34 protein-coding genes are annotated in these 24,319 nt (G+C 61.6%); 11 read left to right on the top strand and 23 right to left on the bottom strand.

The genetic code is table 11. The annotated features are described in order from the left end of the window. Positions 1–9: 9 nt before the first annotated feature. The 19 genes from N5P29_RS16715 to N5P29_RS16625 all read right to left on the bottom strand — a co-directional run bounded on the left by N5P29_RS16715 (position 10) and on the right by N5P29_RS16625 (position 8,376). Entirely contained in the window at positions 10–336 is a 327-nt protein-coding gene (locus N5P29_RS16715; protein ID WP_262275929.1) for a hypothetical protein, read from the bottom strand. A gap of 409 nt (positions 337–745) precedes the next feature. Continuing rightward, positions 746–1,111 carry a hypothetical protein gene (locus N5P29_RS16710; RefSeq protein WP_262275928.1) on the bottom strand — a complete coding sequence of 122 codons (366 nt, stop codon included), beginning with the start codon at positions 1,109–1,111 and terminating at the stop codon, positions 746–748. Beyond that, entirely contained in the window at positions 1,111–1,899 is a 789-nt protein-coding gene (locus tag N5P29_RS16705; RefSeq protein ID WP_262275927.1) for an LvrA C-terminal domain-related protein, read from the bottom strand. The genes N5P29_RS16710 and N5P29_RS16705 overlap by 1 nt, the downstream gene beginning before the upstream one ends. A gap of 105 nt (positions 1,900–2,004) precedes the next feature. Then, complete coding sequence (locus tag N5P29_RS16700; RefSeq protein WP_262275926.1) at positions 2,005–2,478, bottom strand: DNA N-6-adenine-methyltransferase; 474 nt, start codon at positions 2,476–2,478, stop codon at positions 2,005–2,007. Positions 2,479–2,659: 181 nt separating this feature from the next. Then, the gene (locus N5P29_RS16695) at positions 2,660–3,136 is read right to left on the bottom strand and encodes a hypothetical protein (protein WP_262275925.1); all 477 of its coding nucleotides are present in this window, start codon (positions 3,134–3,136) and stop codon (positions 2,660–2,662) included. 231 nt (positions 3,137–3,367) lie between these two features. After that, on the bottom strand, positions 3,368–3,814 hold the full coding sequence (locus tag N5P29_RS16690) for a single-stranded DNA-binding protein (protein WP_262275924.1): 447 nt from the start codon (positions 3,812–3,814) through the stop codon (positions 3,368–3,370). Beyond that, positions 3,814–4,101 (bottom strand): glutaredoxin family protein, encoded by a 288-nt coding sequence (locus N5P29_RS16685; RefSeq protein ID WP_262275923.1) that lies wholly within the window; start codon positions 4,099–4,101, stop codon positions 3,814–3,816. The genes N5P29_RS16690 and N5P29_RS16685 overlap by 1 nt, the downstream gene beginning before the upstream one ends. 162 nt (positions 4,102–4,263) lie before the next feature. Next, positions 4,264–5,262, bottom strand: a complete 999-nt coding sequence (locus N5P29_RS16680) for a RecT family recombinase (protein WP_262275922.1) — start codon at positions 5,260–5,262, stop codon at positions 4,264–4,266. 15 nt (positions 5,263–5,277) lie between these two features. Next, a complete protein-coding gene (locus N5P29_RS16675) occupies positions 5,278–6,078 on the bottom strand; it encodes a hypothetical protein (RefSeq protein WP_262275921.1) in 801 nt (266 codons plus the stop codon). Positions 6,079–6,163: 85 nt separating this feature from the next. Continuing rightward, positions 6,164–6,295 (bottom strand): hypothetical protein, encoded by a 132-nt coding sequence (locus N5P29_RS16670; RefSeq protein ID WP_262275920.1) that lies wholly within the window; start codon positions 6,293–6,295, stop codon positions 6,164–6,166. Further along, positions 6,292–6,666: a hypothetical protein gene (locus tag N5P29_RS16665; protein WP_262275919.1), complete on the bottom strand. Its 375-nt coding sequence runs from the start codon at positions 6,664–6,666 to the stop codon at positions 6,292–6,294. The genes N5P29_RS16670 and N5P29_RS16665 overlap by 4 nt, the downstream gene beginning before the upstream one ends. After that, a complete protein-coding gene (locus tag N5P29_RS16660; RefSeq protein WP_262275918.1) occupies positions 6,663–6,830 on the bottom strand; it encodes a hypothetical protein in 168 nt (55 codons plus the stop codon). The genes N5P29_RS16665 and N5P29_RS16660 overlap by 4 nt, the downstream gene beginning before the upstream one ends. Positions 6,831–6,840: 10 nt before the next feature. Beyond that, positions 6,841–7,143 carry a hypothetical protein gene (locus tag N5P29_RS16655; RefSeq protein WP_262275917.1) on the bottom strand — a complete coding sequence of 101 codons (303 nt, stop codon included), beginning with the start codon at positions 7,141–7,143 and terminating at the stop codon, positions 6,841–6,843. Further along, the gene (locus tag N5P29_RS16650) at positions 7,140–7,274 is read right to left on the bottom strand and encodes a hypothetical protein (RefSeq protein ID WP_262275916.1); all 135 of its coding nucleotides are present in this window, start codon (positions 7,272–7,274) and stop codon (positions 7,140–7,142) included. Before N5P29_RS16650 ends, N5P29_RS16655 begins: the two co-directional genes overlap by 4 nt. Further along, positions 7,271–7,459, bottom strand: coding sequence for a hypothetical protein (locus tag N5P29_RS16645; RefSeq protein ID WP_262275915.1), 189 nt, complete (start codon positions 7,457–7,459; stop codon positions 7,271–7,273). Before N5P29_RS16645 ends, N5P29_RS16650 begins: the two co-directional genes overlap by 4 nt. Before the next feature lie 106 nt (positions 7,460–7,565). Continuing rightward, positions 7,566–7,718, bottom strand: coding sequence for a hypothetical protein (locus N5P29_RS16640; RefSeq protein ID WP_262275914.1), 153 nt, complete (start codon positions 7,716–7,718; stop codon positions 7,566–7,568). Then, positions 7,715–7,876, bottom strand: a complete 162-nt coding sequence (locus tag N5P29_RS16635; protein WP_262275913.1) for a hypothetical protein — start codon at positions 7,874–7,876, stop codon at positions 7,715–7,717. The genes N5P29_RS16640 and N5P29_RS16635 overlap by 4 nt, the downstream gene beginning before the upstream one ends. A gap of 7 nt (positions 7,877–7,883) precedes the next feature. After that, positions 7,884–8,114: a hypothetical protein gene (locus tag N5P29_RS16630; protein ID WP_262275912.1), complete on the bottom strand. Its 231-nt coding sequence runs from the start codon at positions 8,112–8,114 to the stop codon at positions 7,884–7,886. Between the two features lie 13 nt (positions 8,115–8,127). Beyond that, a complete protein-coding gene (locus N5P29_RS16625) occupies positions 8,128–8,376 on the bottom strand; it encodes a helix-turn-helix domain-containing protein (RefSeq protein ID WP_262275911.1) in 249 nt (82 codons plus the stop codon). 360 nt (positions 8,377–8,736) lie between these two features. Between N5P29_RS16625 and N5P29_RS16620 the strand changes: the two genes are divergently transcribed. The 4 genes from N5P29_RS16620 (at position 8,737) to N5P29_RS16605 (ending at position 12,099) form a co-directional block, all read left to right on the top strand. After that, positions 8,737–9,279 carry a hypothetical protein gene (locus N5P29_RS16620; protein WP_262275910.1) on the top strand — a complete coding sequence of 181 codons (543 nt, stop codon included), beginning with the start codon at positions 8,737–8,739 and terminating at the stop codon, positions 9,277–9,279. A 108-nt stretch (positions 9,280–9,387) separates the two neighbouring features. Further along, positions 9,388–9,816: a hypothetical protein gene (locus N5P29_RS16615; RefSeq protein ID WP_262275909.1), complete on the top strand. Its 429-nt coding sequence runs from the start codon at positions 9,388–9,390 to the stop codon at positions 9,814–9,816. A 37-nt stretch (positions 9,817–9,853) separates the two neighbouring features. Continuing rightward, on the top strand, positions 9,854–11,056 hold the full coding sequence (locus N5P29_RS16610; RefSeq protein WP_262275908.1) for a tyrosine-type recombinase/integrase: 1,203 nt from the start codon (positions 9,854–9,856) through the stop codon (positions 11,054–11,056). Positions 11,057–11,208: 152 nt separating this feature from the next. Beyond that, positions 11,209–12,099, top strand: coding sequence for an oxygen-dependent tRNA uridine(34) hydroxylase TrhO (locus tag N5P29_RS16605; protein WP_262278607.1), 891 nt, complete (start codon positions 11,209–11,211; stop codon positions 12,097–12,099). A gap of 8 nt (positions 12,100–12,107) precedes the next feature. Here the strand turns inward: N5P29_RS16605 and N5P29_RS16600 are convergent, their stop codons facing one another. Both N5P29_RS16600 and N5P29_RS16595 read right to left on the bottom strand, forming a co-directional pair. Next, positions 12,108–12,635 carry a DUF6023 family protein gene (locus N5P29_RS16600; protein ID WP_262275907.1) on the bottom strand — a complete coding sequence of 176 codons (528 nt, stop codon included), beginning with the start codon at positions 12,633–12,635 and terminating at the stop codon, positions 12,108–12,110. A gap of 63 nt (positions 12,636–12,698) precedes the next feature. Beyond that, positions 12,699–13,142 (bottom strand): DUF6023 family protein, encoded by a 444-nt coding sequence (locus N5P29_RS16595; protein WP_262275906.1) that lies wholly within the window; start codon positions 13,140–13,142, stop codon positions 12,699–12,701. A 94-nt stretch (positions 13,143–13,236) separates the two neighbouring features. On the opposite strand from N5P29_RS16595, the gene N5P29_RS16590 reads away from it, so the two are divergent. The 7 genes from N5P29_RS16590 to proC all read left to right on the top strand — a co-directional run bounded on the left by N5P29_RS16590 (position 13,237) and on the right by proC (position 22,130). Further along, positions 13,237–14,886, top strand: coding sequence for a DUF7059 domain-containing protein (locus tag N5P29_RS16590; RefSeq protein WP_262275905.1), 1,650 nt, complete (start codon positions 13,237–13,239; stop codon positions 14,884–14,886). Positions 14,887–14,888: 2 nt separating this feature from the next. Next, complete coding sequence (locus tag N5P29_RS16585) at positions 14,889–15,584, top strand: helix-turn-helix domain-containing protein (protein ID WP_315973362.1); 696 nt, start codon at positions 14,889–14,891, stop codon at positions 15,582–15,584. Between the two features lie 123 nt (positions 15,585–15,707). Further along, positions 15,708–18,431 carry a type I DNA topoisomerase gene (gene topA, locus N5P29_RS16580; RefSeq protein ID WP_262275903.1) on the top strand — a complete coding sequence of 908 codons (2,724 nt, stop codon included), beginning with the start codon at positions 15,708–15,710 and terminating at the stop codon, positions 18,429–18,431. Between the two features lie 65 nt (positions 18,432–18,496). Further along, positions 18,497–18,928 (top strand): SseB family protein, encoded by a 432-nt coding sequence (locus tag N5P29_RS16575; protein WP_262275902.1) that lies wholly within the window; start codon positions 18,497–18,499, stop codon positions 18,926–18,928. 89 nt (positions 18,929–19,017) lie between these two features. Continuing rightward, entirely contained in the window at positions 19,018–20,142 is a 1,125-nt protein-coding gene (locus N5P29_RS16570) for a Ppx/GppA phosphatase family protein (protein WP_262275901.1), read from the top strand. A 1-nt stretch (position 20,143) separates the two neighbouring features. Further along, a complete protein-coding gene (locus tag N5P29_RS16565) occupies positions 20,144–20,977 on the top strand; it encodes a sugar phosphate isomerase/epimerase family protein (protein WP_144659130.1) in 834 nt (277 codons plus the stop codon). A gap of 322 nt (positions 20,978–21,299) precedes the next feature. Continuing rightward, positions 21,300–22,130: a pyrroline-5-carboxylate reductase gene (gene proC, locus N5P29_RS16560; protein ID WP_262275900.1), complete on the top strand. Its 831-nt coding sequence runs from the start codon at positions 21,300–21,302 to the stop codon at positions 22,128–22,130. Between the two features lie 68 nt (positions 22,131–22,198). On the opposite strand, the gene N5P29_RS16555 is transcribed toward proC, so the two are convergent. Both N5P29_RS16555 and N5P29_RS16550 read right to left on the bottom strand, forming a co-directional pair. Then, the gene (locus N5P29_RS16555) at positions 22,199–22,837 is read right to left on the bottom strand and encodes a potassium channel family protein (protein ID WP_011775951.1); all 639 of its coding nucleotides are present in this window, start codon (positions 22,835–22,837) and stop codon (positions 22,199–22,201) included. Positions 22,838–22,877: 40 nt separating this feature from the next. After that, positions 22,878–24,311, bottom strand: a complete 1,434-nt coding sequence (locus N5P29_RS16550) for a TrkH family potassium uptake protein (protein ID WP_262275899.1) — start codon at positions 24,309–24,311, stop codon at positions 22,878–22,880. Between the last annotated feature and the right edge of the window lie 8 nt (positions 24,312–24,319).

Here is a 24,319-nt window from a genome sequence, read left to right as displayed (position 1 = left end):
TGCAAGACTTTACGAACTTTTGCCCGGACGTTTCCCCGACAGCAAAGCCACCAAATCATCCACCGTCATAAACACAACCTGCCGGCCAGGATCAGTCGTCCCACGACGCTTCGCCACCACCACACCAGCAACAGCACCCGGCAGATTCAGGCGTTGAATCTCCACCTCCGTCAGCCAAGTGCCAACCAGGAATCTGCCGCCATAGTCCTTGCACTGGACCGCAACGGGCTCGTCGTTGAACGTCTCGACATTGCCGATGTCGCCGCGGTCGTTGGCGCCGTATTTGGGCTGCCGATCAATAAACCGGGACACATGCGCCCGCAAATAATCCGCCACCGAACGCTCATGCCGGGAACCCGCAGCCTTCGCACTAGACCGTGACCTAGGCATCCTCACCAAACCTTGCAGCCTTGACCTCATCGGACATCTTCGGCCCGTGATGCCAGAACCCGCGCTCATCAGCCCAATGCTTCTCACTCAGCTCACAACCACGGTCCACGCCATGATCCCCAACACGATGCGCCTCAAACGAGGTCAAGCCGATAAACGTCTCGCAGCAAGCCGAGCAATGACCAGCGGAAGAACCGCCAGGGTAAGACTTCCCGCATTTCGGGTGAGAGGGGTTAGACATTAGTTGCCTTCTTTCGGGTTACAGGTCTGCATGAAATCGCTTCGCGTGCGCGCGGTGGATCGTTGGACGCCCCCGCGTATTTGAGGCTCTTAGCAAGCGCTTTCCAAGTGTTTTTCATGTTGTTCGTTCTTTCAGGGTTGTTTCACGTTGTTGTTTGCCGTGGTCGATGAGGGCTTGCCAGCGTTGTGGGTCGCGCTGCCTGAGTGGGATTTGGTCGGAGGGTTTGGCTGGTGCCGCGGTGAGTGCGCGTTGTGCCGCTGCCTCGGATGCTTTCAACTGGCGTGCCCTGGTGGCGATTTCGGATGGTTGCGGCGCGGTTGCGTAGAGCCTGCGGTGTTCGAGTACAGCGGTTTTCGCGAACGCGGCTTCGGCGTTCCGCATGGCGTAAGCCCAAACGGTCACGTTGGGTTCGTTGAGCTGCACCCTGCCATCGAAGGAGTTGATCCAGGTGAGCATTTTGATGACATCGGGGGTTTCCATCAGACCTCCAATTCGCGGATCGGTTCGTACTGGTGTTGCTGGGCTTCCCAGCCTTGGAGTAGTTCGCGGCCTTTGGCGAGGGCTCGTTGCCCATGGTCGGGCTGCGCACCACCGCGGGCCGGTAGCGGGTCGTCGTCCCAGCACCCGCCGTTCAGCCATGTCGCAGGGTGCTTCGTGAACTCCGGTACCCGGTTCGGATCCGAGGCGTAAGCCCTGACGCCGGCTAGCAGCGTCTCGGCGCTGACTCGTTCCCTGGCTTTCGCGTAGGCTCTCTCGGCTGCTGCCCTGCCTGTTTTGCGGGGATATTCGAGGTACCAATCCAGGAATTCATCCGGGTGCGGACGCGCTTGCGCGTCTTTTGATTTAGCTACGTTAGTAGCTAAGTCTTTGTCTATGTCTTTGTCTGCTACAGGGTTGCTACCGTTTTGCTTAGCATTTGCTTTAGCACTTGCTAGACGGTTTGCTTTGGTTTTGCCACCCAACCTGCCAGCCTCAGACCGTTTCTTACGGAGCTCCGCTATCTCCTGCGCGGACTGCTGATGCTCCAAATAGTCGTGCATTTCGACGTGGGTTTCGTGCATGATCGCGTAATCGACCAGCAGTTCTTTCCGGACCTTTGGGGGTAGCCGGTTGAACAGGGCAAGGGGGATTTTCCCGTCTGTTTCCTGACGGTGCGAGTAGCACCAGAACTCGACTACTGCGCGGAAGGCTTTGTCTGAGAGGCCGATTGTTTTGGGGTGTTCGGGGAATCCGTCGTGGACTTTGATGAAGTACCGGTCGTCAGCCACTCCGCCTCCTTTGTGCTTGTTGTTCCCGTTGTTCCCGCATGGTTTGTTTGCGTGCCGTGTCCGCTTGTTTCCGCTGCTGCCGGCGCTCACGGTCAGACGCGTCGGTCATGCTGCACTCAGGGCGCCGCGAAGGTCCACTCGGGCACCAGCGATGCTTGAGTTGATTAGCTTCCTGGCGGCTGCATCTCCGTAGGCGATGAGGACTGAGGGGGCGCCGCTGTTGGCTTTGGCGCGGGTGCCGTCAGGGTGGTGGAAGTGTAGGCGGCCTTCTATGAACAGGAGGGCGGATGCATAGGGCCACACCCAGTCAAAGAACATGCGGGTCTCGGTACGTGCGAATACGAGGGCGATGCCGTCACCATGCTTAGCGAGTCGTTCGAGCCACGTGGCAGCCTGCGCACCGTATGGCGGGTTCATCCATACCCGTCCTTCCCACTCGAACGAGAGGCCGTCATCCTCTGCTGTGTAATGTTTAGCGGCGGTATCCCAGGGGCGGTCGATAGGCGAGCAGGGGTCTAGGTCAAATGGTCCAAGTGCTTCAACGATGTGGGGCGGGGTGAGCCAAACGTCTGACTTCATGGCCGCCGACTGGTGAGAGCCCATAGCGCCGCTCATACTCGCTCCCATTTGTAGAAGATCCGCCCGGATTTCATGCGCCATTTCTGGCCACATTCGCATAGCTCGACCTGCCCATCAGGAATGACCCCGAAGAAGTTACTGGGCGGCTGACATGCGTGCGGCTCGTAAATCGCCGTTGTGGTCATGCTGCGATGTCCTTTGCGTATCCGTGGTGGGTTTGGTTGGTTCGGCCTGGGTTTCTGCCGTCTGGTTTGGGCGTGTACTTGCGGAGGATGGCGTGTTGCGCGCGGGCGCGGTCCTTGCCTTTGTCGTAGCCGTGGCGGTATGCGCGTTCCGTTATTGCGCGGGCTTGGTCGTAGGCGAGTTCGCGGATGGTTGCGGCGTTCGCTTCTGCCTCGCGGATTGCGTTATCAGCTTCCGCTTGCGCTGCTTGGATGTCCGCTAGTTTGGCGGTGAGGGTGGCGCGTTTGTCTTCGAGTTTTTCTTGTTCTTCGGCTATGGCTGCTTGGATGTTTGCGTTGCGTTGGCGGAGTTCTTTGATGGTGGTGGCGAGTTTGCGGCCTTCTGCGTAGAGGCGTTCGGTTTCGGCTAGTTGGCGTTCGACTGCTTGGCGGGCGTGTAGTGCGGTGGTTGCGGCGCCGCGGACGTACGCGGTCATTGGGCCTGTCCTTGGTGGTAGTCGCGGCAGTCTTGGCAGTAGGGGTTGTGGGTGCTTGTTCCGTATTCGATGCCGCAGCGTCGGCATGTGTAGCGGCCCCATGGTTTTGGGTTGGCTTGTCGGATGCGGGTTGCTGTGACGCCTTGGTTGGTGTGGTAGTGGATCATTGGGGGGTCCTTGCTCATGGGGGTGGTGCGGGCGCCGACGTGTGGCCGGCGCCCGCGGGGTGGTTTAGAAAGCCGGGTCGGACTGGTTGCCCCAGCCGCCTGTGTTGGCTACGGCGGGTGTGGCCCACGGGTCATCCTGCGAGGCCTGCTGGGAGCGGGGCTGCTGTGCCTGCTGGGGCTCGGCCTTCGCCAGCTTGCGGACAGTCTGGAGGTTCAGGACAGGCTTGGATTTCTTCTCGCCGTCCTTTTCCCACTGCTGCGTTTCGAGGCGTCCGACGACGTACACCTGTTCGCCTTGGGTCAGGGTTTCGGCGAGCCGTTCGGCAGTCTGCTCCCAGGCTTGGGCGTCAACGTAGAAACTCTTCGTGGTAACCCACTTGCGCTGCTGGTCGTCATATTTGGAGTCGTTGAACGCGAGTCGCATGGACAGGACTGCCTTGCCTGACTGCGTGTAGCGGAGCTCGGGGGCGTTGATGATTCCGGCGATGTCGGTGATGGTGGGGATGCTCATTAGGCTGCTTCCTGGGTGATGGTGGTTGCGTATTTTTCGAGGTGTGCGGGGATGAAACCGAACCAGTGGAAGTCGGTTTCGGCGTCGCCTGTGCTGTATTGCACGTACGGCATCTGGACTTTGCCGGTGTGCCCGTCTGAGGCGGCGCGTGACCGGATGGAGTCGGCTACGTTCTCGTCAGCGGTGGCGTCAACCACGCTGTAGGGGATGTTCCGGGTTTCGAGCCATCGTTTGGTCATGTTGCATTGGGAGCATGCGGGGGTGGTGTATATGGTGATGGTTTTCATGCGGCTTTCTTGGTTCGGAGTGGGCTACGGGTCCAGTGCCATGAGCTGTGCGGGCATTGGTAGTAGCGGACTGGTTCCCCGCCCCTGGCTGCCCAGACTCGGGCGTGGACGAGGCGGGATTCCTCAAGGGTTGAGGATTGGACTTTGCCGCAGGCGCAACGGTTACGCGGCATCGGGCGTGGCGTCGTTCAGGAGGTCGATGATCCTGGTGGCCTCCGCTTTGGTGATGTCGCGGCGGGAGGCTAGTTGCCTGCCGATGATGGATTCGATGTATTCCTTCTGAGCGCCCGTGTTGTCATCGGTGAACCCGTTCTGGTGGAGCAGGGCGAACATCATCTTGGACTGTGGTTCGGTGATGAGTTCGACGGCGGGTTCGTCCACGATTTCGGCGGGCTCATCGTCGGCGGGCGCGGGCAGGTCAGCCGGGGGTTCGATGGGGGTGACTGGTTTGCGGGACCGGGTTTGCTTGGGCTTCGGTTCCGGGGCTGGTTCGGGCGCCTGCGCGGAGGCTGGTGCGGGTTCAGGCTGCTGGTTGTCAGCCTGCGCCATTTCCTCAACCGTGTAGATCCCGGACAGGTCTTGTGGGAAGGCCTTCCGCAGGGCTAGGGCTTCGGCGCATTTGGCGAGCATTGTCGATGACATCTTTGCCCACATGTTGGACACGCCACCGTCCCTTTTGGTCTGTACGTACTCCGACCAGAGCGCCGTCGCGGTGAACTTCTGCCCAGCTCGGACAACGGTCGCCTTGGCGGCTGCTGGGGGCGTTGTTGACAGCCAGATATCCCGCCACTGCCCATCTTCACCGCACCAAAGTGTGTCTTCGTAGCCGAGCGTTTCGTTAGCCCGGTCCGCAGCTCGGCGGGCGATGAGGCGATACCCGTCGATTCCTGTCTGGATGGTGTATTTGGTAACCCAAGATTCCCGCTTCTGGCCGTTCTCCCAGTAGACCTCTTTGGCGTTGCGTCCAATCATGTAGATCTGTCGGGCGAACGGGTCCAACCCTGTTCGTACTGCTTGGTGGAAGAACACTGCGAGGTCTTCACGGGTTGCGTTTTCCACGCCAAGCTGGCGGAGGGTTGCAACCTGTCCGGGTGAGAACTCGGTCTGACCTTCCTGGATGGTAAGGGCGGTGCCCTGCTGGCGGATTGCTACTGTGCTCATTGTTGATTCCTTTGGTTAGGCGGCTGCGCTGAGGGGTGCGGCCATTGGTTCGGAGATCAGGTCACGCTCACGGGTGGTGTAGTAGGTGTAGGCGGCGGCGCGGAACATGGCGTAGTGCCGGTCAATCGCTTCGGGGTTGGGGGCGAGCAGATAGAGGTTGGTGCCTAGGGGCGCGTCGCCGTAGCGGGCGTTTTCGCCTTCGCGGTCCGTGGGGGTCACATGTGCGACGTAGGTGGCCTCGATGTGGGGGAGCTTGAGTTCGGCGTCCCCGTCAGCGTCCGTCGTATAGAAGTCAGCCTTTGAGTAGGCCGCGGTCTGCAATTTCGTCTCCCCGTACACGCCCTTCGCGGTCTTGAGGTCGATCATCACGACCTTGTCACCGTGGAGTTTCGGGATGCGGGCTAGGAGGTCGAACCTGCCGGCGACGTTTTTGCCGGGGTAGATGTTGCGGATGCCGACGTTGCATTCGGAGAGGACGGGTTCTACGCCGAAGCGGTCGAGGAAGTCGAGGTATCCGTCGATGTATCCGGCGAGTTCGTGGTCGAAGGTGACTTCTTCGCCGTTGTGGAGTGCTTCGGCGAGGGCGTGGACGGCGGTGCCGCGTTCGGCTGCTTTGTCGCGTAGGTCCCAGGGTGCTTTGCGGATGGTGTCGTAGGGTGCGCCGGGGTTGTTGATGGCGTATTGGGCGGCTTGGTTTGCTGCCCAGTAGGGGAGTGCGGGTTTGGGGATGGCGCCGCTGAGGATGGTGGTGACGCTGGTGGGGCGTTTGCCGTCGAGGGTGTAGCGGTGTCCTTCGTGGCTGAATTTGAGGCTCATTGGGTGTGCCTTTCGAGGCTGAGGGATTGGATGGTTGCTTGGATGGCTTGGGCGCGTTGCTCGGGTTCGTACTGCTCTTGGGTGGTCATTCGATGTCCTCGCGGGGGAGTGGGTCCGTGGTGGGCTGGCAGCCGCAGTTCGGGTTGCCGCATTGGGCGAAGGTGTCCGGCGTGGCCCAAGCTTCGTCAGGGTCAAGCGGATCAGGGAGGCGGGTCATTGGTCGTCATCCTCGGCGTGAAGCTCGGCGAGCTTTACCCACATGCCACCTGTCAGCTTTTGGATAGGCTTGCCCGGATTGGAGTAATCGACGGTGCCGATAGGGTCGAACTCCCACCATTCGGACCCGTCGTACTCGCCGCGCCACATCTTCCGGCCATCGTCAAATCTGATGATCAGGTCGGTAGCTACTTCGGCGGCACCGTAACCGTCGTCATAGGTAACGTCAGCGAGGACAGTGAACTCGTCCCACGTGCATCGGTACTCAGCATCTTGGGAGCCGACAAAAGTGACTTGCTCGGGCGTGTGTCCAGAGCGCTCAATTGCGTCCAAGGTTTCGGTCAGCAGGTTTGTTGGCTCCAAGAGGCTCATGCTGTCCGCCTTATGACGGTGCCGGTGAGGCCGAGCATGTCCAACAGTTCAGGTGCGCGGTGGTGGACGATGATCGTGGCGTGCTCCGTAGCGTCATCAGCGAGGGGCGTGACGATCGGGGAGAACGCGAGAGCGTCCTTGTGGGCGACAAGTTGAAGGGTCACGACGGGGCTCCTAACGGGTAGACGAGTTGATCGGGGCGAGGATAATGACGGCCTTGACGCCGTCAATGCGGGTGTTGCACTTCGGGCAGCGGAGCTTTCCCGTCCGGGAATGCTTCACGAAACGCTCGCAGACAGCCCGAATTGAGCTCCTGGCGCCGCACTCGGGGCAATGGCATTGGACGTAGTGGGTAGCTGGCCCGTCATGGTGCCGACTGAGGGTGTCATGTTGGTGATGCTCGCAAGGGATGGGCGGCATTTCGCCCACCAGCACCTCAAGGTCCGCCTCTACTTCGATGCCTGCCTGGACGGTCATTGCGCACCGCCTAGTGCTGCGGCGATGACAATGGTGGAGAGGGGAAGGCCGACGAGGATGAGAATGCCCAACGCTGTTTCTTGGAGGGCTTCGAGTGCGTCTTGGTTCCAGCGGATGGGTTGCCGGCTCATGCCGCGTCCCGGTTATACAGGTGCGCGAGGACCCGCCCGTAGTCGATAGCTTCGCCGAGGGTGGAGTAACCGACTGCTACGGCTTGTCCGCTGTGGTGTCCCAGCCATTCGAGTTTGTACGAGCCGCCGTTGACAATGACGCGGGGACGTTTTGTCACTTCCTGGTGACGGAGTCGCTTGCTCATGATTCGCCTTTCCTGACGCTGTCTGCGTCGTCTTCGTAGCGGGTTTGTTGTTGGTCTTCGTCGTCTTCGCGCTGGGAGTAGAACAGCCAGTCACGGGGTTCGTTTCTCATCGGTCCTCGCTCACGAGTGCGGAGAAGCGATGCCCTGTTTGGTTGTAGTGGGCGTCCGCCATGTCTGAGGCCCGCCTACGGTCGCGGTCATAGCCCTGCCATTTGCAGTCGAGGCATTCGGTGATCCACAGCTCATCGTCGTCACTCATACCGCGACCGCCGTAACGGTCGTGACGCCGTCATGCTCGACGGTGGTGACTTCGCCTTGATAGCCAGTTCGTGCAGCTATCTCTTGCGCAAGTCCACGGAGGATCGCTGGGTTCTTCTTGATGTCCGAGGTGAGGACGGAGAAGGTGTGCTTGCTCATGGGTTGCTCAATTCGTCGGTTCTTGAAGAGTTTTTTCAATGGCTTCCCCGACGGCATCAACGGACTCAATGTTGATCTTCGCCACCCGGAGCCAGAGCTCCTGCACGTGGTTGGGCGCCTGTTTGAGTTCGGTGCACACTCCGGGATGCCAAGGCCATTTGTCTTTGTAGATCTCGCGGACCTCGGAGAACATGCCCTCTGCCACGTGGCTGATTTCGGATGCTGAAATGTTCCTCATCGATGGCCTCGTCCTATGCCGCATTTGGGTCGAGTATGCGGGGCTCAAGGCCGAGCGCATCGACAAGGCGGGGGATGCGGTTAGCCGGTAGAGGGCGCCCCCCTCGTTCGTATCCGGCGAGGGTCGTCCGGTCGCAGCCGATGTAACTCGCCAGGTCTTCCTGGCTAAGGCGTTTGTGATCACGGGCAAGGGCGATGATGCGCCCAATACGCACGTCGTCAATGTTCGTGATCTTCGCGACCGCTGTCCGCTTCTTAGTCAAGGGGTGCTCCTAACTTTTGTTTGCTCATTTGGCCTCTCCCGCTCATTCGGAGGGCGTGAGACAAGACTATGCAACAACATGCCACTACGTCAACAGTTTGGATGCAACAACTTGCAAAACAAGCGTTTCCGCAGGTCAGGACCGGTTTGTTCTTGCCGCGCCATAGGGCGTGTTGCAAGAAAACTCACGCAAGAGGGCAGAAAAAAAGTTTTGGTGTTGCATCAAAAGCTGCGCAACCATGAAAGGGCGATACCAAGTGGCCCAATGAGCGGGGCCACCGGTACTCACGTAGGAATGAGCCCCAAAGACACGTACCTGCACCCCTTGGCGGGCAGGTAGCAAACGAAGGAAAGTTAGCGCATGAGCGACGAGAAGAACTCGAAAAACACACAAGGCCTCGCCTTGTGGATCAGCATGGCCCTATCCAGAAAGGGACTAAGCCCGGACCACTTCGCAGCCGACCACTTGACTGGATCCGCTAAGCGTTCCTTCTACAACTGGTCTGCCGGCAGGAATGCACCGCAAAAGTCCAAGCACCCCGAGATCGAAGCTGCGCTCGGCTGGAAGCCAGGGGCAATTGATCGAATCCTTCGGGATGAGTTCGTGACTGAACAGGACGTGTTCTTGGCGGACGAGGACAAGGCCGCAAGACGCGCCTCTGCTCTGTCTACCGACGAGCTTCTTACGGAGCTCACTAGGCGCATGAAGGCGGCTGAGGCTATTGCTGAACAGCATGAAGCGAACGTCATCAAGATCGACGCGACTCTCCACGAGGGCAAGCCGAACGGTCAAGAGACCCACGCGACCGTCACCCCTCTGGGCACGCGACGCAAGGCGCCACAGTACCAAGCGGCACGGACAGAAATACCAAGTGATAGCTCACTAGACGACTCAGACGAGTAACGAAACTCGACACGCCGCAAGGGTTTGTAAATCTGGCATATTAATCGTTCCATTACCCCTAGCGGCCCTGCTGGGGGGTGGCTGTTGGAGGCATTAGGGGCGTGTCAGATGCGCGGAGTTGTGTACGAGGAACTCAGTGATGGGGCACTGGGGTACTACAACCACGAAGATGGTTTGATCAGGGTCGATCCGCGGAAACCGCGGCGCAAAAGGCATGTGACGATCGTGCACGAAGCCTTCCATCGGACCCTCAAACATGGGGAAGATGTAGCCCCTCGGAGGGTGTCCAGGGAGATCGTTGTCGAGGCGATGACGGCCATGTATTTCATCAGCTTCCGTGACCTGCTGGACGCGTTCGTGCAGTGCGGGTCGGTGGATGAGATGGCCCGGTTCCTGAACGTTGATCACGGGCTCATCTACGCCCGCTGGCTGGCGCTTACGCCGATTGAGCAAACGATCCTGAACGTCTGCGGGCGTAATTGCATTGGCATCGACTGCCGCGAACCAACACGCACAGACCTCGCCGTGGTGGCTTGACACGTTCCTGTAGACTGGTGTATAAGAGGGGGTTTTAATGCCACGACCACAACTAGGCATCGGCGAATACGGCACCATCGGTTACAGCCGCGACGGAGCGAAACACGTCGCAATGGCCCGATACCGCGACACGGACGGCGAGACGCGCCGCGTGAAAGCCGTAGGCACATCCAAAAGCGCAGCCGCCGCAGCACTCCGGGAGAAGTTCAAGGAACGCGCCCGCCGGGGCGGTGAGGACGACATCACGTCAGAGTCCACCATCGCGGAACTCGCCGACCGGTACCTAGCCGAGAAGCAAGCCGAAGACCTCGCGCCCAACACGATCTACAACAACCGGCGCTCCATGGACAACCACATCAAACCCAAGCTCGGGAAACTCCGGCTCCGGGAAGCGAGCCCGCAACGCATCTCAAAGTTCATCTCGGGCGTGACCTTGTCGAACGGGGCCGGCACTGCGCTCATGGTCCGGTCCGTCCTGTCAGGGATGTTCGCCGCCGCCGCACGGTGGGACGCGGTCCCGTCCAACCCGGTCTCATACACGAGGCCTCCGAAGCTTGAGCAGAAACCAATCCGGGCGCTCAGCCTGGACGAGCTTGTGCGCATGCGTGAGCTCGCGTCAGACGTGTTCGCACCGTTCACCCTTGAGCAGCGTTTGGAGCGCGCAGGCGGCGATGTGCGGCGTCTGGGAGGGCAGAACAGGTCGCGCGCCACCCTTGACATCATTGACTTCCTCATCGGGACAGGTTGCCGCCCCGCCGAAGCTCCCGGTCTAGCGTGGGAGGACGTGCACTTGGACGACGAACTGCCGTGGGTGAAGATCCACAAGCAGATTGTCATGGTCCCCGGCGAGGGCCTGCTGAGGACACCCACCAAGGAACGGGATGTGCGCGACCTGCGCCTGCCTGGGTTTGTGGTGGAGATGCTGCGGAGGCGCCGTGCCGAGCACCCTGACGCGGTCATGGTGTTCCCCGCTGAGCGGGGCGGTGGGTACCGGTCGCCGCGGAACATCGCAACGGCGTTTCAGAAAGCGTTCGCCGGCACCGAGTTCGAATGGATGACGCCCAAGACCTTACGCAAGACCGTCGCCACCTTGATCGACGGGCAGTCCGGTTCCGCGCAGGCCGCGCAGCAGCTTGGGCACAAGTCGGACACGATGACCCGGCGCCACTACATCGAACCCTCACGCCTGCCCATCGACTCCGGTTCCGTCCTTGAGTTGTTCCAGCAGGAATCGGCGTAACGGGTCGGAAACGGGACACAATGATCACGGGCCTAAATCACGCGGACAAAACCACCAGTATTGTTGCAAGTGCTTGCAACACCAAAACGAGTTAGATCGGAAAGACCCTGAAAGACAAGACATGTACTTGCACGTTCCTTCACAAGCCTGTTCTGAACCGAATTGTGCTCTTCTATGGCTTTACCCCGATCGCCGACCCCGACGCAGTGCGTCTATGGCAGCGTGCCCTCTGCGAAAAGCTTGGCCTCAAAGGCAGGATCCTCATTTCCAAGGACGGCATCAACGCCACCGTGGGCGGCGAGCTGAACAACATGAAGCAATACGTGAAGACCACCAGGGAGTACAAGGGGTTCCACGGCATCGACTTCAAATGGTCCGAAGGCGGAGCAGACGATTTCCCGCGGCTCAGCGTCAAGGTCCGCGACGAGATAGTGTCCTTCGGCGCGCCTGGCGAGTTGAAGGTTGACGCGAATGGTGTGGTGGGCGGCGGCAAACACCTCCAGCCCGAGGAACTCCACGCCCTGGTCGATGCCAAGAAGTCCAACGGCGAAGACATCGTGTTCTTCGATGGCCGCAACGCGTTCGAGGCACAGATCGGCAAGTTCAAGGACGCCATCGTTCCCGACGTGGACACCACCCATGACTTCATCAAGGAACTCGATTCGGGCAAATACGACGACCTCAAGGACAAGCCCGTGGTCACGTACTGCACGGGCGGAATCCGTTGTGAAGTGCTCTCCAGCTTGATGGTCAACCGCGGTTTCAAAGAGGTCTACCAGCTGGACGGCGGCATTGTCCGGTACGGAGAGACCTTCAAGGACCAGGGCCTCTGGGAGGGCTCCCTTTACGTGTTCGACAAGCGCATGCATGTTGAATTCAGCGACGAAGCCAAGACCATCGGCGAATGCGTGAGGTGCACTGCGCCAACCAGTAAATTCGAAAACTGCTCCAATCCGAGCTGCCGTACGCTGACCCTCTACTGCGCCGAATGCGCCTCAAGCCCGGAGACCCTCCGGTGCCCGGGTGGCTGCCAAGCTGCCTGATACCAGTTTCAAAGCCTGCTCACTCGGTAGGCATAGTTGGCGTCCGCGCCGGCACCCACGGTGATGGAAAGCACTGCGTCCTTATCCAGCTGGACTACGCTGACCCGTGCGTTGGCGCATCCGAGCGTGAGGTCGATGAGTTCGGCCTCTTCCAGTTTCACCGCGAACTTCACCCGGCGCGTGCCACGGCAGGCCAAGGTCACCGCGTAGGTGCCACCGGGCAGCACCACTGTTTGCTGGGTCTTTGACTCGCCGGCGGACAGATAGCCGCTGCTTGAATAAAACGACTGCCCCTGGGATTCAGGCAAGGACGCGGCGGCCCACTCATCCAAGGCCTGTCCGGAGACGGTTTCCTGGAGTGCAGGGTCCGGTGGAAGGACCACGTTCGCCGCGGTCGAGGTGGCGCTGGGCTCACCGCGACCACCGTCCTCATAGGTATATTCGCAAGCAGCCACGCTTCCGCAGAGCATCAAGAGTACGACGGCGGTCCTCGCCAGCCGCTGTACCGTTACGGAGGGAGCTGCTTTGCTGCCCATGAGCTGACTTTACGCCGCTGCGGGCCCGGGCTGAAGGCCGGGTTGGGCAGTGCCGGCAACGTTCTAGCTCGTCGCGGGCACCAGGTGGTAGGCGAAGATCAGCGGCGCGTCCACGCTACTGGTCGAGATGCTCAGTGGGCCCGTCGCAGGCACCTTGATTTTGACGACGTCCAGGCTTGCATTGCAGGCTGCGGCGGCGTCGGTAATCTTCTTTCCGGCCGAAGAGACCGCAAAGTAGGCCTTGCCGCCGCCGTCGCACGCCATGGTCAGCGTGTAGTTTCCGGCAGGGACGTTGGCGGACTCCTTGACCAGCGGATCCCTGTTGAGGATTTTGCCCGAATCCTCCAGCACGGCGGTGCTGGCCGCGGGGAGCACTTTGCCTTTCCACATGGGAACGTCGGCGTCCTGGATGTTGACCGGAGCCTGGCAAGCCGAGACCCCGAGAAGGGCCGCCGCGGAAATGGCTACAAGGCCGGCAGCGCGCCCTGTGGAGGAGAAGTTGAGCATGAATCCAACGCTACCGGGTCAGGGAGGCCCCGTTTGTCCACATAGCGCGGCCAAGGAACCCGCGGGGCAGGCGCGCCGCCCCTACACTGGCAAGGTGACTGACACAGCTTCCTTGTTTACCGCCGGCTCCATTGACGATGCTCCCCGCAGTGACCGGCCGGAGCTCCTCCTGGCCCTCGCCGCCGATCTTCGTGCGATCTCCTACACCGTGGATGGAGTGGCGGAATTCCTGGGGGAGTCGGCCTCGGAAGCGTTGTCCCGGGACCAGCTGGTACCTGCGCTGTTGGCCAGTGAACGGCTGGCGGTATCTGAAGACCCCGCCGTCCGCTCCCTGTCGACCATCGTCCGGTTGTGGCTGCTGGCGGTTCCGCAGACCGTCCCCGATGTCGATGCCGCACTTCCCGGAACGGGTTCCCGTGGCCTTGATGCTCTGGGGCTTGTAGTCCTCGATTCCGGGCTGGTCCGCGCCAAAGTGGACCTTCGCCCTTATGGCTGGGACGCCAATGCCGACGGCAGTGGTGGCGCGGAACTATGGGTGGCCAGTGATCTCGCTGCCCATCAGCAACCAGGGGTCCTGAGGCACGATCACGTCCTGGGGATCGGACGTGCGTCCACAACGCTCGTCCAGACCACCGTCCGGCAACACACCGGACGGGCGCTGGACCTGGGAACCGGCTGCGGAATCCAGACCTTCCACCTCCTGCACCACTGCGAGCATGTCACCGCGACTGACCTCTCCGAGCGGGCGCTGGCATTCACCCGCTTCAACCTGTTGCTCAACGCAGCGGAGCTGGACCTGGACCCGAACAACCTTGAACGCCGCGTGAGCCTGAAGCTGGGCTCCTTGCTGGAGCCAGTGACCGGGGAATCTTTCGGCCTGGTGGTGTCCAACCCGCCGTTCGTGATCACGCCCCGGACGGGTGGGGAATCCTCCGCTGACCAGTTCACGTACCGGGACGGCGGACTGCCCGGTGACGAGATCGTGGCATCCCTCGTGCAGTCCCTCGCCTCGGTTCTTGAACCCGGTGGGACAGCGCAGATGCTGGGCAACTGGGAGGTTGCTGCAGGAACTGACTGGAAGGACCGTCCCCAGGCCTGGCTGAAAGACTCCGGCCTGGATGCCTGGTTCATCCAGCGGGAGCAGGTTGGTCCTGAACAGTATGCGGAAACCTGGTTGCAGGACGCCTCGCAGAACCGTGACGGCGAACACTACAAAGACGCCTACGCCGCCTACCTCAACGACTTTGCCTCCAGGGATGTCGAGGGCATCGGCTTCGGCATGATCTGGCTTCGCCGCCCCGCACCTGGGCACAAAGCAGTTATCAGCCGGTTCGAGGAAATCACCTACCCCATCGAACAGCCGGTCGGTCCACACCTTGGCGCCGCGGTAGAGCGGGCCGACTGGGCGGCTGCCAACTCCATCCAGGAAGCACATCTGGTAGTGGCGGAGGACGTTACCGAAGAACGCCACCAGCGTCCCGGAGCGGTGCACCCCGGAGTCATTCTCCTGCGACAGGGAGCCGGCCTGCGGAGAACCAATCTGTTGAGTACTGAACTGGCAGGCTTCGTCTCGGCGTGCGATGGACAACTGTCCGTCCGCCAAATTGTTTCCGCGTTGGTGGCTCTCCTGGGCGGTGATGAGTCCTTCGACGAGGACTCCTTCCGTGAGGGGCTCGTCAACGAAGTGACCAACCTTGTCCTGGATGGTTTTTTGCTTCCCCACGCGGAGGGGCTAAACGAGTGAACATGAGTCGTTCGTCGAAGACCGGCCCTCCTGTTAGTGACGCTGACTACACTGATGAAGTGATTGCGAACAACCAGACATCCTTAACGTCAGGCGACCTTCCGCGGCGGAAGCGGGTAGAGAAGACCGTTGAGATCACCGACCCCAAGGCCATCCGCGCCCTGGCGCATGCTGCCCGTATTGAGGTCATCTCAGAGCTCTACGCCACGCAGGTCAGCCACACGGCCACCGAACTCGCCGCAAGGACGGGCCTCACCCCAAGCGCCATGAGCTACCACCTCCGGGCACTCCAGAAGTGGGGCATCGTGGCCCCGGCGGAGAACTCCGGAGACGCCCGCGAAAGGCGCTGGAAAGCGGCAGGCACGGACTTCACCATCTCAGGCGGCAGCGTTGCCAGCCCCGAGATCGCAGTGGTGGACCTCGAACTCGATGCCTTCCGGCGCCGTGCCTCGGCGTTTGCCAAGGCCAGGGGTGAGCGCCGGCAAAGGGGGGAGACGGCGGAGGAACCGGCAGCCGTGGTCCTCTCCAGTAATCTGCTGTACTTGACCAACCCGCAAAGGAAAGAGCTTGCGGACAGAATCCGGGAGGTCGTGCGCGAGTACGAACTCGAGGATCCCACCCGGATTCCCGAGGGCGCAGTACGAATGGCAACGTTGTGGTCGATGATCCCGGACGACCGCGTGGCGCCGGGGCAGTAGCGCCATCCGAGGTCCCCGAAGGACCGCCTGGTTTTCCGGCCCAAGCGCAGGATTCTGCAAACTATGGTGAACTAGGCCAATATGGGCAGCAGCCCAATTACACATTTTTTCTGTAGGAGCACCGTGCCCAGCAAGGCAAAAACCGGCAAGAAACTCGTGATCGTGGAGTCTCCGGCCAAGAGCAAGACCATCGCCAAGTACCTTGGCGAGGGCTTCATCGTCGAGGCTTCCATCGGCCACATCCGTGACCTTCCGCAGCCCTCCGACCTCCCTGCAGAACTGAAGAAGACCTCGCTGGGCAAGTTCGCCGTCGATATCGAAAACGACTTCAAGCCGTACTACGTCGTTTCCCCGGACAAGAAGAAAAAGGTTGCCGAACTCAAGGCACAGCTTAAAGATGCTGACGCCCTCTATCTCGCAACCGATGGGGACCGCGAGGGCGAAGCCATCGCGTGGCACCTCCTGGAGGTCCTGAAGCCCAAGGTTCCCGTTTACCGCATGACCTTTGGTGAAATCACCAAGGAAGCGATCCACAGGGCCATGGATAACCTGCGTGATGTCGACGGTGCGCTCGTTGATGCCCAGGAGACGCGTCGTATTCTTGACCGCCTCTATGGTTATGAGATCTCCCCGGTCCTGTGGCGCAAGGTTGCCCGTGGCCTCTCGGCTGGTCGTGTGCAGTCCGTGGTGACCCGTATGGTGGTGGACCGTGAACGCGAGCGCATGGCATTCCGGGCGGCTTCCTACTGGGACCTGACCGGTCAGTTCGGTGCGGGATCGGGCTCGTTCAAGGCCAAGCTTGCCGCGGTTGACGGCGCAAAGGTTGCCAGCGGCCGCGACTTCAACGACAACGGCCAATTGACGTCCTCCAACGTGGTCCACCTCGACGAGGAACTCGCCACGTCCTTGGCCGCAGGGCTGGAAAACGCTGATTTCCGTGTCCGCTCGGTCGATACCAAGCCGTACACCCGCAGGCCGGCAGCTCCGTTCACCACCTCGACGCTGCAGCAGGAAGCCGGCCGTAAGCTCCGGTTCTCCTCCAAGAGCACCATGCAGATTGCGCAGCGCCTGTACGAAAACGGCTACATCACCTATATGCGTACGGACTCCTCGGCGCTGAGCGATGAAGCACTGACCGCGTCCCGCCGGCAGGCTGCCGAACTGTACGGCCCCGAATACGTGCCCCAAAGCCCGCGCGTCTATGCGAACAAGGCGGCCAACGCCCAGGAAGCACACGAGGCCATCCGTCCCGCCGGTGACTCCTTCCGTACGCCTGCCCAGGTTGCCAAGCAGCTCAGCGGTGACGAGTTCCGCCTTTACGAGCTCATCTGGAAGCGCACGGTTGCCTCGCAGATGGCTGATGCCAAGGGTTCCACTGCGACGATCCGCCTGGGTGCAGTAGCAGCGGATGGACGTGACGCAGAGTTCTCTGCCTCCGGTACTGTCATCACCTTCCCCGGCTTCCTGGCCGCCTACGAAGAGGGCAAGGACGAAAGCCGCGGCGACGATGATTCTGATGAAGCCCGCCGCCTGCCGAACGTCGCCAAGGATGATTCCCTGACGGCCACAGACATCGTGGCTGTTGGACACGAAACGTCTCCGCCCCCGCGTTACACCGAAGCTTCCCTCACGGCCGAGCTGGAAAAACGCGGGATCGGCCGTCCGTCCACGTACGCGTCCACGATTTCCACCATCCAGGACCGCGGTTATGTCCGGAAGCAGGGCTCGGCGCTGGTTCCCAGCTGGATCGCGTTCTCGGTGATCCGCTTGCTGGAGCAGCACTTCACGGACTACGTGGACTACGAATTCACGGCCGACATGGAAGGCGACCTGGACAAGATCGCCAACGGCCAGGCTGCAGGGACCGAGTGGCTCAAGCACTTCTACTACGGTGAGGACGCCGATCCGGGCCTGCTCAGCATCGTCAACAACCTCGGTGAGATCGACGCGCGGGAGATCAACTCGGTTCCCATTGCAGAGGGCATCACCCTGCGCGTGGGCAAGTTTGGGCCGTACCTGGAAAGCTCCATCCCCACCGTGGATGAGAAGACAGGCGAGGTGGTTGAGTCCGCCCGTGCCAACGTCCCGGAAGAGCTTGCTCCCGACGAACTCACGGCGGAAAAAGCCAAAGAGCTGATGGAGACGGCCGCTCCCGAGGAACGTGTTCTGGGAACGGACCCCCACACCGGTCACACGGTGGTGGCCAAGAACGGCCGTTACGGCGCGTACGTCACCGAGATCATCCCGGAGATGACCGAAGAGCAACTGGCCAACCAGCCGGTGGAGTACTACAAGAACGGCAAGCCCAAGCCTCCCAAGAAGCCGGTCAAGGCCAAGCCCCGTACGGGTTCCTTGTTCAAGTCCATGACGGTGGACAGCGTGACCCTCGATGAGGCCCTTCAGCTCATGAGCCTTCCGCGGGTGCTGGGCGAGGACGCCGACGGCAACCCCATCACTGTCCAGAACGGCCGCTTTGGCCCGTACTTGAAGAAGGGTACGGACTCCCGCTCCATCGGATCCGAAGAGGAAATCTTCACGATCACCCTGGACCAGGCGTTGGAGATCTACTCGCAGCCGAAGCAGCGTGGGGCGCGCGCGGCAGTGCCGCCCCTGGCCGAGTTCGGACCGGACCCTGTTTCGGAGAAGAACATCGTGGTGAAGGAAGGCCGGTTCGGGCCCTACATCACTGACGGCGTCACGAACATTACTGTCCCGCGCTCAACCTCGCTTGAGGAACTGACCCGGGAACGCGCCGTCGAACTTTTGGCCGAAAAGCGGGCCAAGGGACCGGTCAAGCGGACCACCACCCGCAAGGCGCCTGCCAAGAAGGCAGCAGCCAGGAAGTAGTCCAGTGGCCGGCCGGGAAGCATTCGCGAATTGCGTCCCGGCCGGCATCGTGGTCGAGTAGAACCATGACTGAACAGACGGTTTCACCGGACAACCAGCCCTTGAACGACCTCGAGGCGAAGCTCGCCCTGGCCGACCAGCCGGATGCGAACCCCGTGGATGTCATCCTCGCGTTCCTGAACAACGAGGTTTACCTGGTCAGCTCCGAAGCTGTGGATGGTCCGGACTCCTCGGTCGAACCGTTGGTGCTCTCGAACGCTGACGGTCAGCCCGTATTGGCTGTCTTCAGCCACCCCAGCCGTGTCGACGAGCGCTTCCTTGAAGCCGCACCGCATGTCCTGGGCACCATGGGTTCAGCGATCCTGGGCAATATCGGAGACGAGCTCGGCATGGTCATCAACCCGGGCAGCGAATTCGGCTTCGAAATCGACCCCGAGGGCATCGCCAATATCCGGCGCGACTTCAAGCGTGCTGACGAGGTGGACCAGGCGGAATAGGACCACGGCGGCCAACAGGGTTCAGTCCCGGCGGCGAAACGTCACCGCCAAGTTGCTTACCGGACTTCGAATCGGTGAATAATGGCAGAATGCGTCTTGGCGTTCTCGACATCGGGTCCAACACCGTCCACCTGCTCCTGGTGGATGCCCACCCTGGCGCGCGCCCGGTAGCTTTCGCTTCGCACAAGCGCCCGCTTTCCCTGGTGCAGTACCTCGACGGTGACGGCAATATCAGCGACGCCGGACAGCATGAGCTCATCGAATTTGTCCTGGAGGCCTGGGAGTTCGCCGCCAGCCACAAGGCAGAGGATCTCCTCGCCTTCTGTACGTCCGCCATCCGCGAGGCAACAAACGGCCCGGAGGTCCTGGCAAGGGTCAAGCACGAGACCACTGTGACTCTCCAGGAACTCACCGGCAGCGAAGAAGCATCCATGACCTTCTTCGCCGTCCGGCGTTGGTATGGCTGGGGTGCCGGCCCGATCCTGGACCTGGACATCGGAGGCGGCTCCTTCGAAATGGCGTACGGGACCGATGAACTCCCTGAATTTGCCACCTCGGTCCCGCTTGGGGCCAGCCGCCTGACGCGGGACTGGCTCCATGACGACCCTCCCACGGCCAAGAGCGTCAAGGAACTCCGCCGCTACATCCGGAGCACCTTGAAGCCCGTGGTCCGCAATTTCCACGACCTCGGCCGCGCAAACCTTGTAGCGGGAACGTCCAAGACCTTCCGCTCACTGGCCCGTATTGCCGGCGCGGCCCCCAGCGCGGCCGGTCCCTACGTCAAGCGCGAGCTTCATGGGGCCGACCTCGGCTTGTGGGCGCAGCGCATTTCGGCCATGACAGTCGAGGACAGGCTGTACTTGCCTGGTGTTTCGGAGGCACGGGCGCGGCAGTTGCTTGCAGGTGCGCTGGTTGCCGAAGCGGCGCTTGAACTGTTCGAATTCCCCACCATGGAGATCTGTCCATGGGCCCTCCGGGAAGGGCTGATCCTGCGGAGACTGGATCAGCTGGTCTTCGAAGAGGCGTTGGATCCCGCTCCCCATGTGGGAAAGAGGAAGAAGAAGGACAAGTCCAAGAAGAAAGCTGCCAAGGAGAGCGGCCCAACCCCAGATAGTGATGAATCCCAGCCGGATGTGAAAGAGTTTCCGGTCCCGGTAAATACCCCTGCCCCTTCCCCCATACCAGCCCCCGCGGCAGGCGGGCTGGCCTCCTGAGATGAGCAACGACGTCGAACCTGAAGTGAATGACCGCCAGATCCCCGTGGCGCTTTCCAGCGCCTCCGTTTATCCCCTGAGCGTCCATGACGCCTTCGCTGTGGCCCAGGACCTGGGTTACGAGGGCGTTGAGGTGATGGTGACCAACAATGCCGTGAGCCAGGACCCTGCGGCCCTGATCCAGCTCAGCCACCGCTACAACCAGGAGATCGTGTCGATCCACGCCCCGACTTTGCTGTTGACCCAGCAGGTGTGGGGGACTGCGTGGAACAAGATCGAGCGGTCCTGCCAGATGGCCACCGAGGTGGGCTGCGACACTGTGGTGGTCCACCCTCCTTTCCGCTGGCAGTCCAACTATGCGGAGAACTTCGTTGAGGGTGTGCGTGAAATCGCCACCATGTACAAGGTCCGCATTGCGGTGGAGAACATGTACCCGTGGCGCGTGCGGGGACGGGAAGCGGTTGCTTACCTGCCGCACTGGGACCCGTTGGGCCAGGATTACGACGACGTCACGTGGGACTTCTCGCACGCCGCCACTGCCGGGGCCAACAGTTTGGAAGCCATCAAGGCCCTGGGCAGCAAGCTCCGCCACGTCCATCTGACCGACGGTTCCGGTTCGGGCAAAGATGAGCATCTGGTTCCCGGTACCGGAACCCAGCAGTGCGCCGATGCTTTGCAGCACCTGGCGGCCTCGGGGTTTGACGGCGTCGTGGTGGCTGAGATTTCAACGCGCAAGGCAAAAGTAGCGGGGGAGCGTGAGGAAATGCTGGCCGAGACCCTGCGCTTCGCACGGCAACACCTCACGGTTCCCCTGGTTCGCAGCACGGACCAGTAACTCCCGGGAGCGCGTGCCCCGTTGTTCAACGGCGGGGCGCGCGGGCACGGCCGCGTCCGGTGGCAGCAAGCGCGCGGCAGCAAGCGAAAGGGCCGCTTAAATGCGAAAGCACCGGCGGCCGAATCGGGAAATGGGGGAAAACCCGTCCGGCCACCGGTGCTGCTGGCGGACATCCCCATGCCCGCCTCATCACTCGCACCCTCAATGAGGTAACTACTAAGTTACGGACCGAGCATGAGTGCTGCCTGCAATAACCTTGGGAACAAGCTGTGAATCCGGAACCCATTCGACCCCGTCCGAGCTCAACTGCAATGATGGAGCCATGAGCAACCGAATCGCATTCCTTGGCTGTGGATCCATGAACGAGGCCATCATGGGGGGCCTGCTCGCAGCGGGCACGGACCCCTCGGACATCGTCGCGACGGTCCGCAGGGCGGAGCGTGCCGAAGAACTCGCCCAGCGCCACGGCGTGACGGCGATCGCCGGTGAGGAAGAGCCCGACAACAACAAGTTGGCCACCAAGGGCTCCAGCATGGTCATTCTGGGCGTCAAGCCGGTGGGCATCCTGGAACTGGCCCGGGAGATCAGCCCTGCCTTGGCGAAGGACACCATCGTGGTGAGCGTTGCGGCGGCCGTCTCCATCGCGCAGCTGGAAGCGGCACTGCCGGAAGGCCAGCCGGTGATCCGCACCATGCCGAACACACCCGCCCGGCTCGGCCGCGGCGTCGTATCTGTTTCGCCCGGGACGCATTGCACTCCGGAACAGCTGGAGAGTGCCAAAAAGGCGCTGGCAGGTGCCGGCAAGGTAGTGGAGATCCCCGAAGAGCAGGTGGACGCGTTGTCTGCCATTAGCGGTTCGGGCCCGGCCTACGCGTTCTACCTCGCCGAGGCCATGGCGGCAGCGGGCGTGAAGCTTGGTCTGGACGAAGAACTGTCCGTCATGCTGGCACGTGAAACAGTGGCGGGCGCTGGCTTCATGCTGGCCGAACCGGGCGCGGACCCGCATGCCCTTCGCGTAGCGGTCACCAGCCCCAACGGCACTACCGAACGAGCCATCGCTGCGTTCGACGACGGCGGGATCCCCGGGATCATTGCCGACGGCGCCAGGGCCGCAGCCGCCCGCGCAGCCGAAATCACCAAGCAACTCGGCTAGTTTTTGTACAGCTAACGCCCCTAAAAGCGTGTCTTAAGGGCGTTAGCTGTACAAAAACTCCAGAGGGGTCAGGGGCGTGCGGCGAAACGCTCCAACAGGTCCACGTGTCCGGAGACGATCAACATGTCGTGGCCGGACACTTTGGTTTCCGGCCGGGCATAGGTGAAGTCCTCGCCAGGGGTCTTCACGCCCACAATGGTCACGCCGTACTTGGAGCGGACCTTGGATTCTTCCAGCGTGAAGCCAACGGTCTCCTTGGGCGGGTACATCTTGACGATCGCGTAGTCGTCGTCGAACTCGATGAAGTCCAGCATGCGCCCGGAGACGAGGTGGGCGGCACGGACACCAGCATCGGCCTCAGGGTAGATCACGTGGTTGGCGCCGATCCTGGTGAGGATCTTGCCGTGCGACGGGGTGATCGCCTTGACCCAGAGGTGCTGGATGCCAAGATCCACCAGGTTCACGGTGATGAGCACGGAGGACTCAATGGACGTGCCGACACCGACGACGGCGGAACTGAACTCCTGAGCGCCAAGCTGGCGGAGGGCATCGATGTTGGTGGCATCGGCCTCAACGACGTGGGTCAGCACCGGAGCCCACTTCTGGACCAGGGTGCGGTCGCGCTCGATGGCCAGGACTTCACGGCCCTGCTTGACCAATTGCTCGGCTGTTGCGGAGCCGAACCGGCCCAGGCCGATGACCAACACCGGGGCGTTGTGTGCGGGGCGGTTGGCGGCCCCCGTGGTACTAGCCAATGATTGGCCTCTCTTCCGGGTAGTGGAACAGCTGGCTGCGCTGGCGCAGTGCCAGCCCGGCTGCAAGGGTTACGGTGCCGACGCGTCCGGCGAACATCAGCGCTGTCAGGACATAAACGCCCGACGGCGGCAACTCGGCGCTGAGGTTCGTGCTCAGTCCCACGGTGGCAAAGGCGGAAATGGACTCGAAGAGCACCCGGTCCAGCGAGGCTCCGCTGATGGAGAGCAACAGGAACGCTGCAACAGACACCAACGTGGCGCCGGCGACGATCACTGAGATGGCCACACGCATCGTGCCCTGGGGAATGGTGCGTCCGTACACCTTCACATCGGCGTCACCGCGGGCTTCGGCCATGATGGCCAGGAACATGACGGCGATGGTGGTCACCTTGATGCCGCCTGCTGTGGAAGCAGATCCGCCGCCGGCAAACATGAGGGCATCGGTGAGCAGCATGGTGGTGGATTCCATGTGGTTCTGGTCCACCAGGTTGAAGCCGCCCGAACGCGTCATGACGGAGGCGAAGAGCGAATGGATGATCTTATCGCCAAGGTTCATGTTGGCGATGGTCCGCACGTTGTCCCATTCCATCAGGGCCCACAGGACGGTACCGGCTGCCAGCAGGATGAAGGAAACCTGGATGGTGAGCTTGGTGTGGAGGTTCCACTTTTTCCAGTTGAGCCCGTTCTGCTGGAGGACCATCACCACGGGGAAGCCCAGGCTGCCGAGGAAGACCCCGAGCATGAGGGGCACCAGGATCCAGAGGTCCGTTTCGTAGGGAACGATGCCATCTGAGTGTGGCGTGAATCCGGCGTTGTTAAAGGCCGAGATGGAGTAGAAGACGCCGTGCCATACTGCCTGCCAGAAATCTTCGCCCAGCACGATGAAGCGCGGAATCAGCGCCAGCGCGAGGGCTCCTTCGATGACCACGGACGTCGTGATGACGATCCGGAGCAACGTACCGACTTCACCGAGGCGGCCTGCGTTGTTCATGGCTTCCTGGGCAATGAGCTTGCCGCGTACGCCCAGGCGCTTGCTGACCATGAGTGCCAGGAGCGAAGCGAGGGTCAGGGTGCCCAAGCCTCCAACGAAAATGCCCACCAGGATCACGAGCTGACCGAAGAACGTCCAGTGGGTTGCCGTGGAGACCACGGTCAGGCCGGTGACGCAGACACTCGATACGGCCGTGAACATCGCCTGGTGCAGCGGCGTCACAGTCCCTTCCGCTGACGCTGCCGGCAGGGAAAGCAATCCAGTGAAGAACAGGATGACCACAGCAAACACGGTCAACGCCAAACGCGCTGGTGAGGTGTTGGCAATGTTGTCGATGAAGTCGCGCACACGGGTGAAGATCCAGAGACCTTCCCGCTCCTGCTGGTTGGGTTGCCAGTTGGTCGGGCTGGTGGACCGCGACTGGCTGTGGGACATGGCGCTCT

The sequence above is a fragment of the Paenarthrobacter sp. JL.01a genome (assembly GCF_025452095.1).
Taxonomy (GTDB): Bacteria; Actinomycetota; Actinomycetes; order Actinomycetales; family Micrococcaceae; genus Arthrobacter.
Note: the sequence above shows the minus strand (reverse complement) of the source record. Positions and strands in the feature narration are given on the sequence as shown.

Bases quoted from the DNA above. Each gene is read 5' to 3' on its own strand.
- N5P29_RS16710 (WP_262275928.1), bottom strand. From the start codon at position 1,111: ATGGAAACCCCCGATGTCATCAAAATGCTCACCTGGATCAACTCCTTC.
- N5P29_RS16700 (WP_262275926.1), bottom strand. From the start codon at position 2,478: ATGAAGTCAGACGTTTGGCTCACCCCGCCCCACATCGTTGAAGCACTT.
- N5P29_RS16695 (WP_262275925.1), bottom strand. From the start codon at position 3,136: ATGACCGCGTACGTCCGCGGCGCCGCAACCACCGCACTACACGCCCGC.
- N5P29_RS16690 (WP_262275924.1), bottom strand. From the start codon at position 3,814: ATGAGCATCCCCACCATCACCGACATCGCCGGAATCATCAACGCCCCC.
- N5P29_RS16685 (WP_262275923.1), bottom strand. From the start codon at position 4,101: ATGAAAACCATCACCATATACACCACCCCCGCATGCTCCCAATGCAAC.
- N5P29_RS16680 (WP_262275922.1), bottom strand. From the start codon at position 5,262: ATGAGCACAGTAGCAATCCGCCAGCAGGGCACCGCCCTTACCATCCAG.
- N5P29_RS16675 (WP_262275921.1), bottom strand. From the start codon at position 6,078: ATGAGCCTCAAATTCAGCCACGAAGGACACCGCTACACCCTCGACGGC.
- N5P29_RS16670 (WP_262275920.1), bottom strand. From the start codon at position 6,295: ATGACCCGCCTCCCTGATCCGCTTGACCCTGACGAAGCTTGGGCCACG.
- N5P29_RS16665 (WP_262275919.1), bottom strand. From the start codon at position 6,666: ATGAGCCTCTTGGAGCCAACAAACCTGCTGACCGAAACCTTGGACGCA.
- N5P29_RS16655 (WP_262275917.1), bottom strand. From the start codon at position 7,143: ATGACCGTCCAGGCAGGCATCGAAGTAGAGGCGGACCTTGAGGTGCTG.
- N5P29_RS16650 (WP_262275916.1), bottom strand. From the start codon at position 7,274: ATGAGCCGGCAACCCATCCGCTGGAACCAAGACGCACTCGAAGCCCTC.
- N5P29_RS16645 (WP_262275915.1), bottom strand. From the start codon at position 7,459: ATGAGCAAGCGACTCCGTCACCAGGAAGTGACAAAACGTCCCCGCGTC.
- N5P29_RS16640 (WP_262275914.1), bottom strand. From the start codon at position 7,718: ATGAGTGACGACGATGAGCTGTGGATCACCGAATGCCTCGACTGCAAA.
- N5P29_RS16635 (WP_262275913.1), bottom strand. From the start codon at position 7,876: ATGAGCAAGCACACCTTCTCCGTCCTCACCTCGGACATCAAGAAGAAC.
- N5P29_RS16630 (WP_262275912.1), bottom strand. From the start codon at position 8,114: ATGAGGAACATTTCAGCATCCGAAATCAGCCACGTGGCAGAGGGCATG.
- N5P29_RS16620 (WP_262275910.1), top strand. From the start codon at position 8,737: ATGAGCGACGAGAAGAACTCGAAAAACACACAAGGCCTCGCCTTGTGG.
- N5P29_RS16615 (WP_262275909.1), top strand. From the start codon at position 9,388: ATGCGCGGAGTTGTGTACGAGGAACTCAGTGATGGGGCACTGGGGTAC.
- N5P29_RS16610 (WP_262275908.1), top strand. From the start codon at position 9,854: ATGCCACGACCACAACTAGGCATCGGCGAATACGGCACCATCGGTTAC.
- N5P29_RS16600 (WP_262275907.1), bottom strand. From the start codon at position 12,635: ATGGGCAGCAAAGCAGCTCCCTCCGTAACGGTACAGCGGCTGGCGAGG.
- N5P29_RS16595 (WP_262275906.1), bottom strand. From the start codon at position 13,142: ATGCTCAACTTCTCCTCCACAGGGCGCGCTGCCGGCCTTGTAGCCATT.
- N5P29_RS16585 (WP_315973362.1), top strand. From the start codon at position 14,889: ATGAGTCGTTCGTCGAAGACCGGCCCTCCTGTTAGTGACGCTGACTAC.
- N5P29_RS16575 (WP_262275902.1), top strand. From the start codon at position 18,497: ATGACTGAACAGACGGTTTCACCGGACAACCAGCCCTTGAACGACCTC.
- N5P29_RS16570 (WP_262275901.1), top strand. From the start codon at position 19,018: ATGCGTCTTGGCGTTCTCGACATCGGGTCCAACACCGTCCACCTGCTC.
- N5P29_RS16565 (WP_144659130.1), top strand. From the start codon at position 20,144: ATGAGCAACGACGTCGAACCTGAAGTGAATGACCGCCAGATCCCCGTG.
- proC (WP_262275900.1), top strand. From the start codon at position 21,300: ATGAGCAACCGAATCGCATTCCTTGGCTGTGGATCCATGAACGAGGCC.
- N5P29_RS16550 (WP_262275899.1), bottom strand. From the start codon at position 24,311: ATGTCCCACAGCCAGTCGCGGTCCACCAGCCCGACCAACTGGCAACCC.